At 37.4% G+C, this 17115-nt stretch carries 18 protein-coding genes and 2 riboswitches; of the genes, 8 read left to right on the top strand and 10 right to left on the bottom strand.

Annotated features, from left to right (window positions below; genetic code table 11):
* The first annotated feature begins 121 nt into the window (after nt 1-121).
* Entirely contained in the window at nt 122-478 is a 357-nt protein-coding gene (locus tag NC797_RS06240) for a hypothetical protein (RefSeq protein ID WP_272435909.1), read from the top strand.
* A gap of 119 nt (nt 479-597) precedes the next feature.
* On the opposite strand, the gene NC797_RS06235 is transcribed toward NC797_RS06240, so the two are convergent.
* Together NC797_RS06235 and NC797_RS06230 are read right to left on the bottom strand one after the other, a co-directional pair.
* The gene (locus tag NC797_RS06235) at nt 598-1425 is read right to left on the bottom strand and encodes a Na+/H+ antiporter NhaC family protein (protein WP_272436010.1); all 828 of its coding nucleotides are present in this window, start codon (nt 1423-1425) and stop codon (nt 598-600) included.
* A gap of 289 nt (nt 1426-1714) precedes the next feature.
* Nucleotides 1715-2359 (bottom strand): hypothetical protein, encoded by a 645-nt coding sequence (locus NC797_RS06230; protein ID WP_272435908.1) that lies wholly within the window; start codon nt 2357-2359, stop codon nt 1715-1717.
* A 626-nt stretch (nt 2360-2985) separates the two neighbouring features.
* Here NC797_RS06230 and NC797_RS06225 point away from each other — a divergent pair.
* From NC797_RS06225 to NC797_RS06215, 3 genes are all read left to right on the top strand, one after another.
* Nucleotides 2986-3411 carry an RrF2 family transcriptional regulator gene (locus tag NC797_RS06225; protein ID WP_272435907.1) on the top strand — a complete coding sequence of 142 codons (426 nt, stop codon included), beginning with the start codon at nt 2986-2988 and terminating at the stop codon, nt 3409-3411.
* Between the two features lie 290 nt (nt 3412-3701).
* Complete coding sequence (locus NC797_RS06220) at nt 3702-4205, top strand: Crp/Fnr family transcriptional regulator (protein WP_272435906.1); 504 nt, start codon at nt 3702-3704, stop codon at nt 4203-4205.
* A gap of 56 nt (nt 4206-4261) precedes the next feature.
* The gene (locus NC797_RS06215; RefSeq protein ID WP_272435905.1) at nt 4262-4648 is read left to right on the top strand and encodes an IDEAL domain-containing protein; all 387 of its coding nucleotides are present in this window, start codon (nt 4262-4264) and stop codon (nt 4646-4648) included.
* A 190-nt stretch (nt 4649-4838) separates the two neighbouring features.
* On the opposite strand, the gene sspO is transcribed toward NC797_RS06215, so the two are convergent.
* A complete protein-coding gene (sspO, locus tag NC797_RS06210; RefSeq protein ID WP_272435904.1) occupies nt 4839-4991 on the bottom strand; it encodes a small acid-soluble spore protein O in 153 nt (50 codons plus the stop codon).
* Nucleotides 4992-5204: 213 nt separating this feature from the next.
* Between sspO and NC797_RS06205 the strand changes: the two genes are divergently transcribed.
* The 3 genes from NC797_RS06205 to NC797_RS06195 all read left to right on the top strand — a co-directional run bounded on the left by NC797_RS06205 (nt 5205) and on the right by NC797_RS06195 (nt 9281).
* Entirely contained in the window at nt 5205-6383 is a 1179-nt protein-coding gene (locus tag NC797_RS06205; protein ID WP_272435903.1) for a site-2 protease family protein, read from the top strand.
* A gap of 207 nt (nt 6384-6590) precedes the next feature.
* Nucleotides 6591-6768: riboswitch (Lysine riboswitch) on the top strand.
* Nucleotides 6769-6876: 108 nt separating this feature from the next.
* Nucleotides 6877-7773 (top strand): 4-hydroxy-tetrahydrodipicolinate synthase, encoded by an 897-nt coding sequence (gene dapA, locus NC797_RS06200; protein ID WP_272435902.1) that lies wholly within the window; start codon nt 6877-6879, stop codon nt 7771-7773.
* Between the two features lie 284 nt (nt 7774-8057).
* Nucleotides 8058-9281 carry a dicarboxylate/amino acid:cation symporter gene (locus NC797_RS06195; RefSeq protein WP_272435901.1) on the top strand — a complete coding sequence of 408 codons (1224 nt, stop codon included), beginning with the start codon at nt 8058-8060 and terminating at the stop codon, nt 9279-9281.
* Between the two features lie 64 nt (nt 9282-9345).
* Here NC797_RS06195 and NC797_RS06190 read toward each other — a convergent pair whose 3' ends face one another.
* Nucleotides 9346-9639, bottom strand: coding sequence for a hypothetical protein (locus NC797_RS06190; RefSeq protein WP_272435900.1), 294 nt, complete (start codon nt 9637-9639; stop codon nt 9346-9348).
* Nucleotides 9640-9843: 204 nt separating this feature from the next.
* On the opposite strand from NC797_RS06190, the gene NC797_RS06185 reads away from it, so the two are divergent.
* Entirely contained in the window at nt 9844-10281 is a 438-nt protein-coding gene (locus tag NC797_RS06185; protein ID WP_272435899.1) for a hypothetical protein, read from the top strand.
* A 136-nt stretch (nt 10282-10417) separates the two neighbouring features.
* Here the strand turns inward: NC797_RS06185 and NC797_RS06180 are convergent, their stop codons facing one another.
* The 6 genes from NC797_RS06180 to NC797_RS06155 form a co-directional block, all read right to left on the bottom strand.
* Nucleotides 10418-11425: an ABC transporter ATP-binding protein gene (locus NC797_RS06180; protein WP_272435898.1), complete on the bottom strand. Its 1008-nt coding sequence runs from the start codon at nt 11423-11425 to the stop codon at nt 10418-10420.
* The gene (locus NC797_RS06175; protein WP_272435897.1) at nt 11425-12462 is read right to left on the bottom strand and encodes an ABC transporter ATP-binding protein; all 1038 of its coding nucleotides are present in this window, start codon (nt 12460-12462) and stop codon (nt 11425-11427) included. Before NC797_RS06175 ends, NC797_RS06180 begins: the two co-directional genes overlap by 1 nt.
* Nucleotides 12449-13315, bottom strand: coding sequence for an ABC transporter permease (locus tag NC797_RS06170; protein WP_272435896.1), 867 nt, complete (start codon nt 13313-13315; stop codon nt 12449-12451). The genes NC797_RS06175 and NC797_RS06170 overlap by 14 nt, the downstream gene beginning before the upstream one ends.
* An 18-nt stretch (nt 13316-13333) precedes the next feature.
* Nucleotides 13334-14278 (bottom strand): ABC transporter permease, encoded by a 945-nt coding sequence (locus NC797_RS06165; RefSeq protein WP_272435895.1) that lies wholly within the window; start codon nt 14276-14278, stop codon nt 13334-13336.
* An 85-nt stretch (nt 14279-14363) separates the two neighbouring features.
* Nucleotides 14364-15983: an ABC transporter substrate-binding protein gene (locus tag NC797_RS06160; RefSeq protein WP_272435894.1), complete on the bottom strand. Its 1620-nt coding sequence runs from the start codon at nt 15981-15983 to the stop codon at nt 14364-14366.
* 167 nt (nt 15984-16150) lie between these two features.
* Nucleotides 16151-16263: riboswitch (SAM riboswitch) on the bottom strand.
* 99 nt (nt 16264-16362) lie between these two features.
* Complete coding sequence (locus NC797_RS06155; protein WP_272435893.1) at nt 16363-16902, bottom strand: NADPH-dependent FMN reductase; 540 nt, start codon at nt 16900-16902, stop codon at nt 16363-16365.
* Nucleotides 16903-17115 lie beyond the last annotated feature (213 nt).

Here is a 17115-nt window from a genome sequence, read left to right as displayed (position 1 = left end):
ATGATGTGCAATATATGTAAAAAATACTAGTTGTTGCTACTTGCTTCTATCTTATGTTTTTTATCTCATATATCGTATTATCACATTCACCTTGGGAAGTATAAAAGCAGGAGGGATTATGATGACACAGCAATACTTATCTGTTGAAGAATTTAATCAGTTGTTACAGCAGTGGAATGGAAAAACAATTAAAATATCAAAACGTGAACTTGAGGATCATGATAATATGGTAATGGAATTAAACTCCATATCCTATTCAAAAGACACAAGACGGATCGATGATTATGAATCCATTCATACTTTAAAGTTAAATGGCCCTGGAAAAATTCAAACAGATGCAGATGGTTACCAACCTCTTCCATCTGATTTTTATGAAATACCACTTGAAGATACGACCATATACCAATATGATCAATCCCAGTTTTCCTTACTTACCGATAGAGGCACGTATACAATCGAAATTGCATTGGATGTGTGATTAATCCACTTAATACAATTAAGTATTCTCGGCTATTTTTGGTACGATAAACAAGCTAAAAAGAACCTGAGGAAACTCCATATCTCTTCAGGTTCCATAGCCATTTATTCGTTATGCCCCTATCCTATCTTTTGCTTCGTATCCATATACTTTTTCTCATGTCGGTTTCCTAATAGACGGAGCAAGAAAAATTGAGCAACGATCCCCAAAACCAATAGAACAATACTACTTCCAATTAAGGAATAAGATAAGTATAATACACCTGCAATCCCTGCTGGAACGAGTGCATATGGAATTTGTGTATTTACGTGAGCGATATGATCTGACTCCGCGAATATCGATGCCATGACGGTTGTATCAGATATAGGAGATACATGATCCCCGAATATTGCCCCAGCAAATACTGCACCGATAACGATTGGAACAAGATCCACGCCGCCAAACGTGTACGCTAGTGGAATTGCAATTGGTGTTAAAATGGACATCGTTCCCCATGAAGTACCTGTTGCAAATGAGATAAACATTCCGATGACAAAAACCAGGAATGGAAGAAGCGCTGCAGACATCCAGCTTTCTGTTGCAGCTACAACGAATTCAGCGGTTCCAAGTACTGACGTTACTGTTCCAATCGACCAAGCCAACACGATGATTACAAGCGCCGGAAGCATTGTCCTTATACCGCCAAGTAAGGTCTCTTCACATAATTTCATACCCATTCCCTGAATAAGTGCTAAAATAATACCTATTAACGTCATAGCAAACGCACCCCATGTTAGCGCAATGGAAACGTCAGTAGCTGCAAGTGCATCCATAACTGAGATCCCTGTAGCACCACCACCTGTATACCATAATCCCCATACACTCACTAAAATGAGTGTTGCCAATGGCAAGATAAAGTTCCAAACATTACCTTCTTTCTTATAAGGCTGCCCTAAATCTTGATCTATTTAAACTATAAACTATGTTTTTAAAAACTCTTAAATAAATTTTTTAGTTTTCTAACCTTATTGAGGTATCGTCAGTAATCTTTTCATCTGTTTTTACCCCTATACTTGATGTAACAATTACTGTAAAAATTATAGTGCAGCATATTAAAACATAACCAAGGGCTTTATACCCTTTTGTCTTACCTTTGATTGCAAGAAAAATACCAAAGGACAATATTAATAATAATATTAACCATATCATAAATGTTCACCCTCAGTCGTATTTCTGATGTTTTAATAAATTAATTAATTAATTATAAGATGTGTAATTATAACTTCCATCCGGATAACCGACTATTTGGGACCTTGGATACCAATTTTGTACATTGTAACTTGAAATATCATAACTGAATTTTCCTTGGACATCAGAATTATATCCACTAGAATAAGTATTTTGGACATTCCTAATTAAACCATCGTATGACCATCCTAAACCAGGGGTTGAAGGAATTACACTCGTTGTTCCACTTGTTACTGATGTTCCATTTGAATACCAAACTATATTGTGAGTAAATTTAGCTAATGTATTACCCCAAACCCCCTGAAACGTTAGTATATGGGAGACATTGTATGAATTGCTTAGTATTGAAATAGAGCTAATTTCATCTGTAACCTCCTCATTAACTGCCGTGAGAGAAACATATATGGCAGTTTGTAAATCTTTAGGTAGTTTTTTAATTTCTTTGGTCAATTCCCCTTTATCCACGTCTTTCTCTTGTAATTCTTGGATTTTATCTTTAGCCGGTTCTGCAAAATTTTTAACAGCATTTTTTTCGCTATCAGAGAATTGATCCCATGTTTTATTCGGATTTTTAGATTCGATTAAAGATTTAGAAAGTTGTTTTCCTGAATTTTCTGATTGAGCGGACACGCTTGGAACAATTAAAAAAGACAAAATACAAAGCAACAAAGCAGAAAATAACAAATGTTTAATAGTTTTTATAATCTATTAACCTCCTAGTAATATTATGCACCTAGTATAACATATGTTTTTTCAAAATAATAATAAATTATGAATATTTTAAGAAAATTAACATTATTTGAGCGTGTTCAAAAAATGTACCTTTTAAACGAATTTGAGTCAGGTCAAGGCTATCTTTAACCCCCCTAATTGGAAATTAAAGTAAATTATGTGGAACGTACCGTACTTTTCAAGTTAGGGGACAACTGTCCATATGAAGGGGCTGACCCCAATGTCACCCCCCCACTTCAAGGTACTCAATTAACATTTGATCCAAAGTTAGCGTGTTACCAAATCATTACCATTTGCATTGAACGAGCTTTTCCCCTATATCAGATAATACGCTTCAATAGGCGTCACTATGCAATATTGGTACAACAGCTATATAAATAAATTTGAACGATTAAAATGATGAAAAATAGGGTACTTGACACATTTTACTGTAACTATTAAAATTACAGTTAGTTGTTGATTGACTCTTAGCAATTTAGTATAAAAAATTAGTCCGATATAATATTTCGAAAAACTTAAAAAGGACCTTTATTGAGGGAGGACGGGTAATGAATAGTGATTTCACCCTTGCTGTTCACAGTTTAACATTACTTTCACTGTTACCAGAGCGTATGTCATCAAGTGATGCAATAGCGGAAAGTGCTTCTGTACATCCTGTTCGCATTCGTAAAATATTAAGTATTTTGCGTAAACATGGATTTATTCAATCAAAAGAAGGAACTGGTGGAGGATTTATATTTACATCTAATCCTAATGAAATTAATCTTTGGGAAATCTATAAGATTACATCTGCGGGAGCATTACAGCCCAAGTGTCCCGAAGTAAATACGGATTGTATCGTTGGGGCAAACATGAAAAGTGTATTATTCTCTGTTTTTTCTGATGCCGAAGAACACCTTGGGGACTTTTTATGCCGATACAACATTGAAGACGTTATGAATTTAGTAAAACAAAAACAAGAGCAAGCTCTTTAATTGACTAAGGGCTTGTTATAAATGTAATAGAGGATGTTCAAAAAGTCACCAAATGATAAGCTGCGCATCTCTTCGTTGGCTTGTTTTTCCGTTACTCACGTATTAAAAGCATACGCTCCGTTACTCAAAACAGCGCCGCCTTGACCTGCTTGCTTCTAATTTGTCGACTTTTTGAACACGTACTAATATAAAAAATTACAGTTCCGCTATAGCGAACGATCATGTAGGGCACACGTTACTTCTTCTCATTTCAATGAACATAATTGTGCGTTTATAAAGGTGGGATTTTTATGAAGGCAATTTCTTTTGGTGTGAAAACAGGTAATGGACACCAAGTCTCAACTAGAATAGATGAATACGGAATCGAAGGGCACCTGTCAAAAGATGAAATTATATACTCCCCTGCACACCCTGAGAATGCTACTTTCTATTTGAAGACAGGGTATGTACAGCTTGTCAATCAGGAAAAGTGTATCACTAGAGTTGTTGGTCCAGGAGAATTTTTTGGGGATCGTTCTATCTTTCATTCCAAAAAAGTTTATACACAAGCACTCTCAAATATCGAATATGTTCGAGTTGATGAACAAAGCTTTAGCCAGTTAATGTACAGCAATGTAAAACTAGCGACGGATATCATTACAAGCTTGTCCAAACATTCCATTTTTTTAAATGAAAAACAAAATCTATTCTCACTTATGAAAGAACTATATGCCCATATCAAAAAGGGAAATTCCGTAAAGCTCTTATTAATGAATTGGAAAAAGAATAAGGTGAGTTCTCCCTGTTGTAACTAATTAAATTGTACAGTGCCTAATTAGGTGACAATCAAATTAAAAGGTGGTGCACATTCATGGATAATAATAAGTTGAAGCTCGAGGTCGGCGATTGGGTTAAAGGAATCACAAGGAATGGGGAATTAATACATGGATATCTCGAAAAATTCCAATCCAATCATTCAAGAGTAGAATTAAAAGTCGTGGTCAGTGATAATGAACAAATCATAGGAAGTACGGTTCGATTAGAAAAAAAGGACGTTGTAAAGATTGAGAAGTCATTGAAATCCACAGAGAAACAGCTCGAAACCTTAATTGATTTGGCACTAGTAACTAGGGATCATACTTGGTTTATGGAATTATCGAAAGAATTAATTGAACGCAGAAAAAATGTGTCTTCATCTAACAAAAGAAATACCACTATAGATCATAATGATAAAACAAGAAGAAATAATAGAGTTTAAGCAGACTGTAAAAAATTGAAGGGATACGAGGTTCACTTCACATCGTCAGAAAACCGACGAAGTGGGTAAGTACCCCTTTTTCTCTCGTCATTTATGTAGTAATGAGCAAGCCATAACATACAAGATTGGTAATTTGTATGCTATGGCTTGTGTACTTTTCATTCTACTTGAAGTATCTCACAAGCACACATCACTGACGTTTTTTTGTTTTTTTATTATTATGTTTTTCAGTTGCTGTTAGTGGTTCATTTGCAAATTCATGATCAAATTTCCTAGGCATTCCCCTCCTTATAGCTTGTTCGTCGCTTATTCCACCATTTTCATTTTTCTTATTTTTACTCAATTGATTCACCTCCACACTAGATATTTTGTCTACATACGCATTCATTATCCAAGTTTTTAAGCTGCTTGTATCAAACAAATTGAAAATCAGAAATCACCACATTCATAATATAACTGCGCAATGTTCATTGAGGAGAAAAACTAGACGTTAAAAACAGACAGTGTATGTTAAAATTGTTGTAACACTAAATGGATTATTGATTGGGGAGTTATCATGGCAACGTCTACTAAACAAAACACAAATAAAAGTCCGTGGGGATGGCTTGCTGTAATTGGAGCTTTCTTACTAACCAAAGCGAAATGGCTATTCGTTATTTTAAAAATAGGAAAGTTCGCTACCTTAGCTTCGATGTTTATCTCACTTTGGGCATATGCTGTATTTTACGGGTGGAAATTTGCCATTGCGCTCGTATACTTAATATTTATCCACGAAATGGGGCATCTTGTTGCAGCCAAAATAAAAAAAATCCCGACGAGCCCTGCTATTTTCATTCCGTTTTTAGGAGCTGCAATTGGGATTGATCCTAAGAAAATAGACCATGCAAAAACTGAATTTTTTGTAGCTTATGGTGGCCCTTTAGCTGGTTTAATATCAATATTTCCAGCAATTGCTCTTTATCTGTTCACAAATGATCCATATTGGGTCCTTGTCGTTCAACTAGGAGCCCTTATTAATTTATTTAACTTATTTCCGGTTTCTCCACTCGACGGTGGACGGATTGTGAGTGTTCTGTCCACAAACATTTGGTTAATAGGGCTGTTCATTTTGATTCCGTTCCTTTTAATTTCACCAGATCCGATTCTTATTTTAATCTTTATTTTTGGGCTAGTAACATGGTGGAAACAATTTAAAGAACATACAAACATAGCAATCATGAAATACGAAGAAACAGTTTTAACTGAAATTAACAAAGACTTGCGGTTTTTCGTCCAAAACGAGTCAGACGCGTTAAATGATGTTGACCATCCAGGAAATCATCTCTCTGTCTTGTTTGTGAGATTAAATGACCGTAAAGATAAAGTAAACCAATTTCTTCTACGGAACTCAGGCTTTAAACTTCCAATTTTACAAGAGAAGAAACGGATAGAAATCAAAAAAGCCAAGGCAGAGGAAGTAATATTGAAGAATATTTTAAATGAAATGAGAATGAGAGAAGGCACATTAGAAGTAGATCCTCAATTTCATTTCATTATAACAAGCATAATAAATAAAAATGAAACGAAACAAACAGAAATTAGAAACGAAATAGAACGAGTGAAAACGTATTACCAAACATCGACAGGGACTAAAGTCAAATCTCTTATACTATACTTATCTTTAGCTATTGCACTAGCTTTCATGCTTGTTTACGCGATGAACATATTAGAGTCAAACCAGTTGTCGAATTTCTAACGGAAGTCTTTTAGAGGTTGTTTAAAATCACAACAATTTAAACGAGTACTTTTTTTGTCCGATCAACCCGTACCTTCATAAAATAGATGAATGAGATCAAGCATACTCGCCATATAATTTCATCATTCAAAACTTCTTGTATTTTTGCTTTATGTTTGGTACATTATAAATAATAATTGAATACTTTCTTATTTTAAATGTTTTTAAAGTAAGAATAGAGGTGCAGAAACCATCAGTACTTATGTAGAGGAGAATGAGCTCCAAAGAAACATAAGGAAAGGGGAATTTGCCGAAGTGGATGGAGACTCATCTCCTGAAGCTGGTTCTGTTATTTAATAAATTCAGGACTGTCATATAGGAAACTATATGGGGGGCTATTCTTTTGCTTAGAACGATTATACATGTTCTAAAAGCAACAGCGGTCTCTCGCTGTTGCTTTTTTGGTCCTCCACACCTTCGAAAAACCAAAATAACGAAAAGGGTGTGTGACGTAATGAATTTCGGTCAAGTGTTAACAGCTATGGTCACTCCATTCGATCAAAATGGAGAGCTTGATTTAGTAGCAACAAAAGGATTGGTTAATTATTTAATTGCTAACGGATCCGACGGTTTGGTGATTGCAGGAACAACAGGTGAATCCCCGACACTTTCACATGACGAAAAGCTACAGCTATTTCGATTTGTTGTACAAGAAGTGAACGGAAGAGTACCGGTCATTGCGGGAACTGGTTCGAATAATACAAAAGCCTCCATCGAGCTTACCAAAGAGGCGGAAGCTATAGGTGTCGATGCGATTATGCTCGTTACACCATATTATAATAAACCTTCACAAGAAGGTTTGTATCAACATTTCCAGACTATTGCAGAAAGTACGACACTTCCTATAATGCTTTATAATATTCCAGGACGAAGTGTCATTAATATGGAACCTGAAACGATCATCCGTCTTTCACAAATGGAAAACATTGTTTCTATTAAAGAAGCAAGTGGGGATTTAGATCGAGTAACAGAAATCATCAGCAAAACACCAAATGATTTCAGTTTGTATAGTGGGGAAGATAGTCAGACCTTACCTACACTAGCTGTTGGAGGCACAGGTATTGTTTCCGTTGCGTCTCATGTAATCGGCAATGAAATGCAGGAGATGGTTCATTGTTTCCGAAAAGGCGATGTTGCCAACGCTGCGGCAATTCATCAGTACATTTTCCCAATGATGAAAGCTCTATTTGCGGCTCCAAGCCCAACTCCTGTAAAAGAAGCACTTAACCGAATTGGCATACCAGTTGGAAGTGTGCGCTTGCCACTAATACCACTTAATGATGCAGAAAAAGCATCTCTAGAACGTGTCATCACTCAGTATGAAACAAAAAAAGAAGTAGTTGGATATTGATTAGAAGGGATAAGCCGATCGGCTTATCCCTTTGTATTTGGCGGGGAATTTTAGGTGTGTAGCTTTTCATTTGGTGACTTTTTTGAACACTAGTAAGTCTCAGCAATATACAAGGTCTTTCTTCATATGATGAAACATACTTATCAAACATACATGAATTATTTTTGCAATATTTACGATATTTAAATTATTGTGGTACGATTAGTACTGAAGAAAAGGGGGGTTGCTTCCAAAGCTACTTTCTTTAACAAAAGGAATAATCATTATTAAAGGAGGATTTCGAAATGGGGAAAACGAGAAAAATAGGGTTACTAACGCAAATTTTAATTGCCTTTGTCGCTGCAATCCTTGCTGGAATGGTGTTTGGACCTAGTATTGACATTGTTCAGCCGTTTGGCGATCTTTTTTTACGTCTTATTAAATTCATTATTGTACCATTAATCGTTACCTCCCTCATTGTAGGGGTTGCCAGCACTGGCAGCATGGAAACATTGGGAAGAATCGGTGGAAAAACAATCCTTTATTATTTAGGCACAACCTTCATTGCCGTTAGTATCGGTTTGATTGCAGGGTTATTGTTTACCCCTGGGGCAGGAGTTACGATTTCGTCTGCGGGTGAAGTTCCTGAAGCAACGGAAACAGGTGGTGTCATAAATGTTTTATTAAACATCATCCCGACTAACCCGCTTGAAAGCTTATCAAGCGGCAACATCTTGCAAATTATATTTTTCTCTATTTTCATCGGTGTAGGAATCACGATGGTTGGCAAAAAAGCCGAACCCGTATATCATTTCTTTGACGGGTTTGCCGAGATCATGTATAAAATAACCTGGCTTATCATGAAGCTTATTCCGATTGGTGTTTTCGGTTTATTAGCACCGATCATCGGGAATTATGGCCTTTCCGTGTTGCTGCCTTTAATTAAGCTGGTCTCGGTTGTTGCCATCGCTTGTATCGTCCACGCACTCGTGACCTACTCGATAGCCGTCAAAACGCTTGGAAAAATGAATCCATTAAAATTTTTCAAAGGCATTGCACCTGCAAGTCTTGTTGCATTCAGTACGCAAAGCAGCTCGGGGACGTTACCAGTTACGATCAAATGTACGGAAGACAGTTTGGGCGTTTCCAAAAAGATTTCTAGCTTTGTCTTACCTTTAGGCGCGACCATTAATATGGATGGTACATCACTTTATTTAAGTGTTGCTGCGCTTTTTACTGCACAAGCTTATGGAGTTCAATTATCCATTGGGCAAATGTTGATGATTCTACTGATTGCAACATTGGGTTCTATTGGAGCAGCCGGGGTACCTGGAGCAGGCTTGGTTATGCTAACAATGCTTTTGACTACGTTAAATTTACCTCTAGAGACAATTGCATTAATTGCCGGCGTCGACCGTTTCATGGATATGTTCCGGACCGCAGTGAATGTTACTGGAGACGCTTCAGCATCTGTAGTTGTGAACGCATCTGAAAATGAGAATCTAGAATCAGGTTTGGAAACCGCTTGAAAGATAGAGGGACAAAATTTTTGTCCCTCTGACCTTTTTTAGATATGCGAAAAGGCTCTTTTCTTTATGGCTGGACGTTATCTTGCTGGGCATTCAAGTTAATGAGTGCCCTTTCCATTTGATGCTGAGTTTCTTCCACACGTAGTTGAGCTTTAATTAATGGCTCACTAGAACCACCACTTCCATTGATCGCCTTACCACGCGCGTGCTGAATTTGGTTCTGTACCTCACGTAATTGCTGCTGAATGTGCTGTATTTCCTCGGTACTTGCATTATTTTTGGCTTGACGAGCTTGATCCTCTAATTTCCGAGAAACTTCAGCTAGTTGTTGTATTTCGTGTTCGTTTTGAATAGGCATAAAATTTATCCTCCTTGCATTTTATCTAAGCATATCATTTACAATATTCCATTAACCTACTCACTGTTTTAAAGAAGATGTTCAAAAAGTCACCAAATGATATGCTACGCATCTGTTCACTCGCTTGCCCATATCACCGCGTCAATGAAACATCAATATGCTATACTAGGAACAAAGAGGTAACAAATTGGAGGACAATGACACATGAGTTTAAACAAAATTTCTTTAATGGATGCATATATGATCGAAACACTTCGTATAGAGGGAATATCTGATAAACAAATACTTGCACAAGTGACAAAGGGGGATGTGACACCTTGGACGGAGCTAAATGCAACGTATGACTTTAGCAGGCTTGTTAAACTAGCACAACAAGATACGGAAGCTTTTCGTAACATTATCACAGAAGGTTATGCAATTAAGTTTGTAACGATTAAAGGGATAAAGAATCTATTGAAAATGAAATTTGATATAGAAATAGATGATTACGAAGTCGTGGAAAAGGGGATTACTAATTTAAAGGTAAATGAAAAACAAGAATCCCAGCTTAAGCAAATGCTATCGATGAACTGGAATATAAGTGAAACAGCATCAGCAGATAGCAATGGCTCAAGCAAGGAGATTAGTATTTTAGTAAGCTAACTTGGAACGAGACATTAATCTTTAAAGGGTTTTAGACTCCCACCTCTAAGCGAAGCGTAGGTGGGAATCTCCAATCAGGTGGATTCGCAACTCCATCTGATTCCCCGATGTGTCAGCTTGCTGAAACGAGTTCGCTTTATAGTTTTGTTTGTTTTACCTCCTGCTCTCGTTCTATAGGATAGAAACAAGCTACATAATGCTCATTTTGCCCTTTCTGTTTTAATGGAGGGGTATTCGTTTTGCAATCTTCACGAGCAAATTGGCACCTCGTGTGGAAAACACACCCAGATGGCGGGTCTGCTGGAGATGGTAATTCCCCACGTAAAACGATTCGTTGCCGTGTTCTTTCTTTCTCGGGATCAGGGAATGGAATAGCAGATAACAATGCATTCGTATAAGGGTGCTGTGCGTTTTTATAAAACGATAAACTGTCGGACATTTCCATAACCTTTCCTAAATACATGACTGCTACTTTGTCGGCTATGTGTTTGATCACAGATAAATCATGTGCGATAAATACATATGTTAAATTCAATTGCTTTTGTAGGTCTTCAAGCAAATTGATCACCTGCGCTTGCACGGATACGTCCAACGCACTAACTGGTTCGTCGCAGATAATTAATTTAGGCTCTAATGCGATGGCGCGTGCGATCCCTATTCGTTGACGTTGCCCCCCAGAAAATTCGTGCGGGAGTCTGTTATAGTGATCATCTGGTTTCAGACCAACAAGCTCCATTAATTCTTTCACACGATGCTCCAAATTATTTGTTGTTTTGTATGCTTTTAAAGGAGCGGCAATAGTGTCGCCAACCTTCATTCGTGGGTTCAGACTGGTAAATGGATCCTGGAAAACCATTTGAATATCGCGGCGTAACGCGCGCATTTGCTTTGCGCTATAATTTGGTAAACTTTCTCCTTCAAACAAAATATCTCCAGATGTTGGCTTTTGCAAACCGATGATTGTTCGTGCTAGTGTACTTTTTCCACAACCAGATTCCCCAACAATCCCAAGCGTTTCCCCCTTGTTAACTGATAAATCCACGCCATTAACTGCTTTAACGTGGCCCGTTGTTTTTTGAAAAATTCCTTCTTTAACTGGAAAGTGAACGTTAAGATCCCGAATTTGTAGTAACGGTTCAGACATTATGAATGGACTCCTTTCCGTTCAGCTATGATCAGCGCCTGCTTTGCTTCCTCAAATTGTTCGTTAGACAAAATACATGCCGCGCGATGATTGGATCCTCTTTCTGTTAAAGGCGGATCCATTTTTAAGCATTCTGGGGACACGAATGGGCAACGAGGATTAAATTTACATCCTTCAGGCGGATGGATTAAATCAGGTGGCTGCCCCTTAATAGTAAGCAGGCGTTCACTCTCGTCAATGTCCAAACGTGGTAACGAACGTAATAGTGACCATGTATATGGCATTGATGTCCGGTAAAATATATCATGCACACTGCCTTCCTCTACAATTCTGCCAGCGTACATGACTAATATTTTATCCGCGATATTAGCGACGACACCTAAATCGTGGGTAATGATAATAATGGCTGTACCATACTTTTTTTGTATATCTTTCATAAGTTCTAAGATCTGTGCCTGGATCGTCACGTCTAAAGCGGTTGTTGGTTCATCGGCAATCAACAATTTTGGTTTGCATGCCAGCGCAATCGCAATCAGTACACGTTGTCGCATCCCACCTGAAAATTGATGCGGATAATCGTTTATACGACGCTTCGGATCAGGAATACCAACATCTGTTAATAGCTCGATTACCTTTTTTTCAACATCTTGACGAGACATTTTTTTATCATGGGTACGGATTGCTTCTTTAATTTGATCACCAATATTAAAAACAGGGTTTAAACTGGACATTGGATCCTGAAAAATCATCGCGATATCGTTGCCTCGGATTTTTCGCAAATCCTTCTTTGTTCGTTTCAATACATTTTTGCCTTCAAATAAAATTTCTCCTTGAGGATAGAAAGCAGGTGGCTGTGGGTTCAGCTGCGTCAAAGACATCGCAAGCACACTTTTACCACTTCCAGACTCCCCAACTATTCCAATAGTTTTACCAGCCTCAACTGTGAAAGATACACCATCGACTGCTTTGACGATTCCGCTATCAGTATCTAAATGTACTTTTAAATCATTTACTTCTAGCAATTTAGCTTCCCCCATTAAGTGTGACATCTTGATTTCTTCGTCTTAAAAATCGTTTCTTCTTTCGGTTTGTGGAATGTGGATCAAACGCATCACGTATTCCATCACCTAGAATATTTAACGTAAGAACTGTAATAACGATCGCAATCCCAGGGAAGATCGAAAACCATGGAGCGATTGTGACATAGATCTGTGACTCCTGCAGCATGTTACCCCAAGTAGGTATTGATGGATTTACCCCAACACCTAAAAAGCTAAGTGCTGCTTCCGCTAATATCGCTTTAGCAAAAATGAATGTACCTTGCACAATAATCGGAGATAACACATTCGGCAACATGTAACGCAACAATATTACGATATCGCTAGCTCCTGTTGTTTTCGCAGCTTCAATATATTGCAAGTGATTGATTTGGAGCACGGCCGACCGAACGATTCTGGTCATGACAGGGAAAAAAGCAAATGTCAACGCAATGATAATGTTTGTAATGCTACCGCCCAATGCCGCAACTAAAGATAATGCCAAAAGTAAAGCCGGAAAAGCGAGCATCCCATCAATAATACGCATTAAGATAAAATCAGCTTTTTTATAATATCCCGAAACAAGGCCGACAATGGTCCCTAGTACAGTTGACACAAGAGAAACAACAACACCTACGAGTAGCGACACACGGGCAGCGACAATGGTTCGGCCGAAAAGGTCTCTTCCAAAGTCATCTGTCCCAAACCAGTACGTCTCAGAAGGACTGAGTAATCGTTGTGATGGATCAATATAGGCAGGAGATAACGGGAGCCATAACGATGCAGTAGTGGTTGCAAGGCTAATAAGCAATAACAAGCTTAGTGCAAGTATGTTTCGTTTTTTCTTAAACATAGTGAACGCTCCTCTAAGTTAATCATAACGAATTCTCGGGTCTAAGAATGCATAAAGTAAGTCAACCAATAGATTTATTAGTACATAAATAGCTGAAATAATTAAAACCACACCTTGAATCACTGGGTAATCACGACGATAAATAGAGTCGATCAAAAGCTGGCCGATTCCTGGGATCGTAAATAATGTTTCGATTATAACTGTTCCACCTAATAAACCAGCAACCGCTGTTCCGACTACTGTTGTTGTTGGTATTAATGCATTTGCGAATACGTGCTTCATTAACACGGTGCTTTCGCGAACCCCTTTGGCACGAACGGTTCGGGTGTAATCCTGATTGATTGACTCAAGCATTCCATCTCGTAGCATTCGGGCAATAAGACCAACTTCAACTGCCGCAAGAACGAATGCAGGTAAAATTAAATAGTAAAGCCAAGAAAACACTCCTTCTGCGATAGGAGCATAACCTGCAACAGGGAAAATTGGAAACGTAACCCCGAAAGCTAAAACGAGTAAAATCGCAAACCAAAATTCTGGAATCGATACACCGAGTAGCGATATCGTTAAAAATATTGGATCCAAAATGGTTTTTCGCATTGCGACAACAAATATTGCTATAGGGATTGAAATAACCAAAATAAAAATTAAAGATAAAAGCATTAAACTAAATGTGGGCCCAAAACGATCAAAAATAACTTGAGTAACTGGTTCAGATGAATATATCGATTGACCGAGATCCCCAGTTAGTATATTTTTAATCCAATCAAAAAACTGCACAACAATTGGTTTATCAAGACCTAATTGTTGTTCAAGCTGCTTAATGCTTTCCTGTGAACTATCTTCGCCTAAAATCAAATAGGCTGGATTCCCAGGTGTTAAGTGCACAAGCAAAAATACGATGACACTAACGATAAACATCACAGGAATGACGGAAATGAACCTACGAATCGTGTATTGCAGCAATTTACTTCCTCCTCCCCATTACTCAAATTAAAAACGGAAGTACGCCAGAAGAACTCTTCTAGCGAACTTCCGAAGATAGCTTAAGTTATTTATCACTCTTCCAAGTATTCCAGAAACGTTGGCCAATCCAGCTATCGTAATCTTTCACCTTTGTACTCTTGATATCGAGCGTTGACTCATTAGCAATTTTAACGAATGGTAATTCATCATAAACCGTTTGGTTCATTTCCCCTAGGATTTCTTTTCTTTCTGCGTCTGTTGTTACATTACTATATTGAGCAATGAGGTTTTCCCAACGTTCACTTTGATACCATCCACTACTTGACGTGTCTAGGCTAAGCATTCCCAATTCGTTTGGTGAGAAACGCGTAGACCATCCGATAACTACTAAATCCCAGTTGGCAGGATCTGCCCATTTTTCAAGATATGTTGCCCATTCGTATGGTACAAGCTCTACTTTAAATCCAACAGCTTCTAATTGTTGTTTTACTACTTCAGAAATATTTTTGTAATCATCATAGTTGTTTGCATACATAATTTTTATAGGCTTACCGTTATAATCGGACTGTTCCAACAAATCTTTTGCTTTGTTTGTGTTATATGCCAAATACATATCTGTACCTTTTTCTGAATATAATTTGGTTTGCTCTGGTACAAATAAGGCACCGTCAAATGAGTAAAACTTTTCATTTCCGTATGCTGCCTGTGCAATTGTTTTTTTATCAAGTGCATAGTTTAGTGCTTGGCGTACTTTTAGATCATCAAATGGTGCTTCTGATTTATCCGGTGTGATAATGGAGTAACCATTAATATATGTTACCGGATCAATAGTTGGTGTACTTTCAACTACTGTATATAAGTCTGGTGGAATAGATTGACCATAATCGTATAGATTTGTTTTCAACCCGTTCACCACAACTTGTGGGTCTTTTACAATTTTAAAATTTATTTGGTCAAAATAAGCTACTTTTTTACCAGTTAATCCGCCCCAGTCTTCTTCTGTACGAGCACTGTAGTCTTCAAATTTCGTTAAGACGATTTCGTTCCCGCGATCCCACTTTTCAAACTTGAATGGCCCGGTACCGATTAGTTGATCAGGTTTTAACGGTTGTTCACCCGCAGATTCAGCAATTTCAGCAGGGATGATCATCAGTGCTGATTTTGGTGCAGACATATCTACTAGAAGTGAGTTATATACTTCATTTAACTCGATTTCAATCGTTAGTTCTGTTGCTTTAACGGATTCAATGTATTGACTTGCAATTTTTCCAACAGAAGATACTTTTCTCCAACGATCGATGGACGCAGCAACATCTTCTGCTGTCACTGTTGATCCATCATGGAATTTAACTCCTTCACGAATTGAAATGGTATATACCGTACGATCATCATTCACTTCATAGCCTTCTGCGATCATTGGTTTCGTTTCGTAATTTTTATCTAATGCAAATAAAGTTTCAAAAATGTGCCAGCCGATATCTCTTGTAGAGCTAGCCCCTGTGTACATCCAGTCAATCGTATCAGGTTCTGCTGCAAATGCAACGTTCAGTGTACCCCCAGCTTGTGGATCTTCTATTGTTTGTTCTGTATCTGACTTTCCATTTTCAGTTCCACTAGTATCACTGTTTGAACAACCTATTAAAGTAATAAGTAGTAGAATACTAATGAAAGAAATTGCTAGTTTATATATCTTATTCAATTCCAAAATTAATTCCCCCTAGTGTGTGTACTTATATTATTAAACCTATTCGTTTAATCGGAATTTAGACAAAGCTATAATAAAGCCTTATTAATAAACCAAGACTAGATCTGTTTCGCATAAAAAAGCTCTTCTTTGAAGACAAGAAGAGGACAAAATGCGATTGATTGTTCCTCTTATCTCTTGAGCATTTTTATAATGCTCACAGGAATTAGCACAGTACTTTTTTGAAAAAGTCTGTTGCTCGGTTTCAATGGGCCAGTCCCTCCGCCTATCTTGATAAGAAACAATATTTAATTCTGTATTAATAAGGTACTAGGACTTTGAAAGTATGTCAACACATAAGTTTATCAAGGACAAAGGACTCGGATCCTCTCCCTATCACTCACTTACTATCCAAGCATTTTTGTAAAAACAACATTTCTTCAGAAAGCATCTTTATGCGCATTGATACTTCCTTGTCTATAATTTCATTTACATCATTAAACGCATCTTCATGGATGAAAATACTTGTTGTAGGTACCAATGCCTTCAAATAGGTTAAAATCGGTTTTAGTTGATACTCGGAGACAAGAAAATGTTTGTCAATTGCCCCATTTGTGACCATGCCAGTTACTTTACCCTTAAAAGCGTCTACTGGAAGGTGATCGAAAAGGTTTTTTAATGCGCCTGAAATGGATGCTTGAAAAATTGGAGTGCCGATAACAAGTAAGTCAGCAGACGTGACCTTATTTACCACATTCCAAGTATCCTCATTATAATATGCTAATGGATCACCATTCATAAATTCGACTTCGTAATCCCTTAAATCAAGTAATTCAGTTTCTATGTTAGAATCAAGATCTTTTGCCGCTGTTAAGACATTATGGACAGCAACATTTGTCTTCCATCCAACTAATGATCCTGATAATCCTAAAAGTTTCAATATTGTCCCTCCCTACTTAGTACCCCACTTTATTGTTTTCTCACTAACCCTAATATCCATGATAACTTATTGGAAGAGCAATTTCATGTAATTCAGAACCGTCATTTTTGTAAGAACAAAAGAACATAGTAAACTAACAAAAACAGATAAGCAATAAAAAACCTGAAATCCATTTTCAATTAAGAATGTCAGGTTTTTTATCTTCTATTGTGG

The organism is Terrihalobacillus insolitus, assembly GCF_028416575.1.
In the GTDB taxonomy this organism is placed as follows: Bacteria; Bacillota; Bacilli; order Bacillales; family Amphibacillaceae; genus Terrihalobacillus; species Terrihalobacillus insolitus.
Note: the sequence above shows the minus strand (reverse complement) of the source record. Positions and strands in the feature narration are given on the sequence as shown.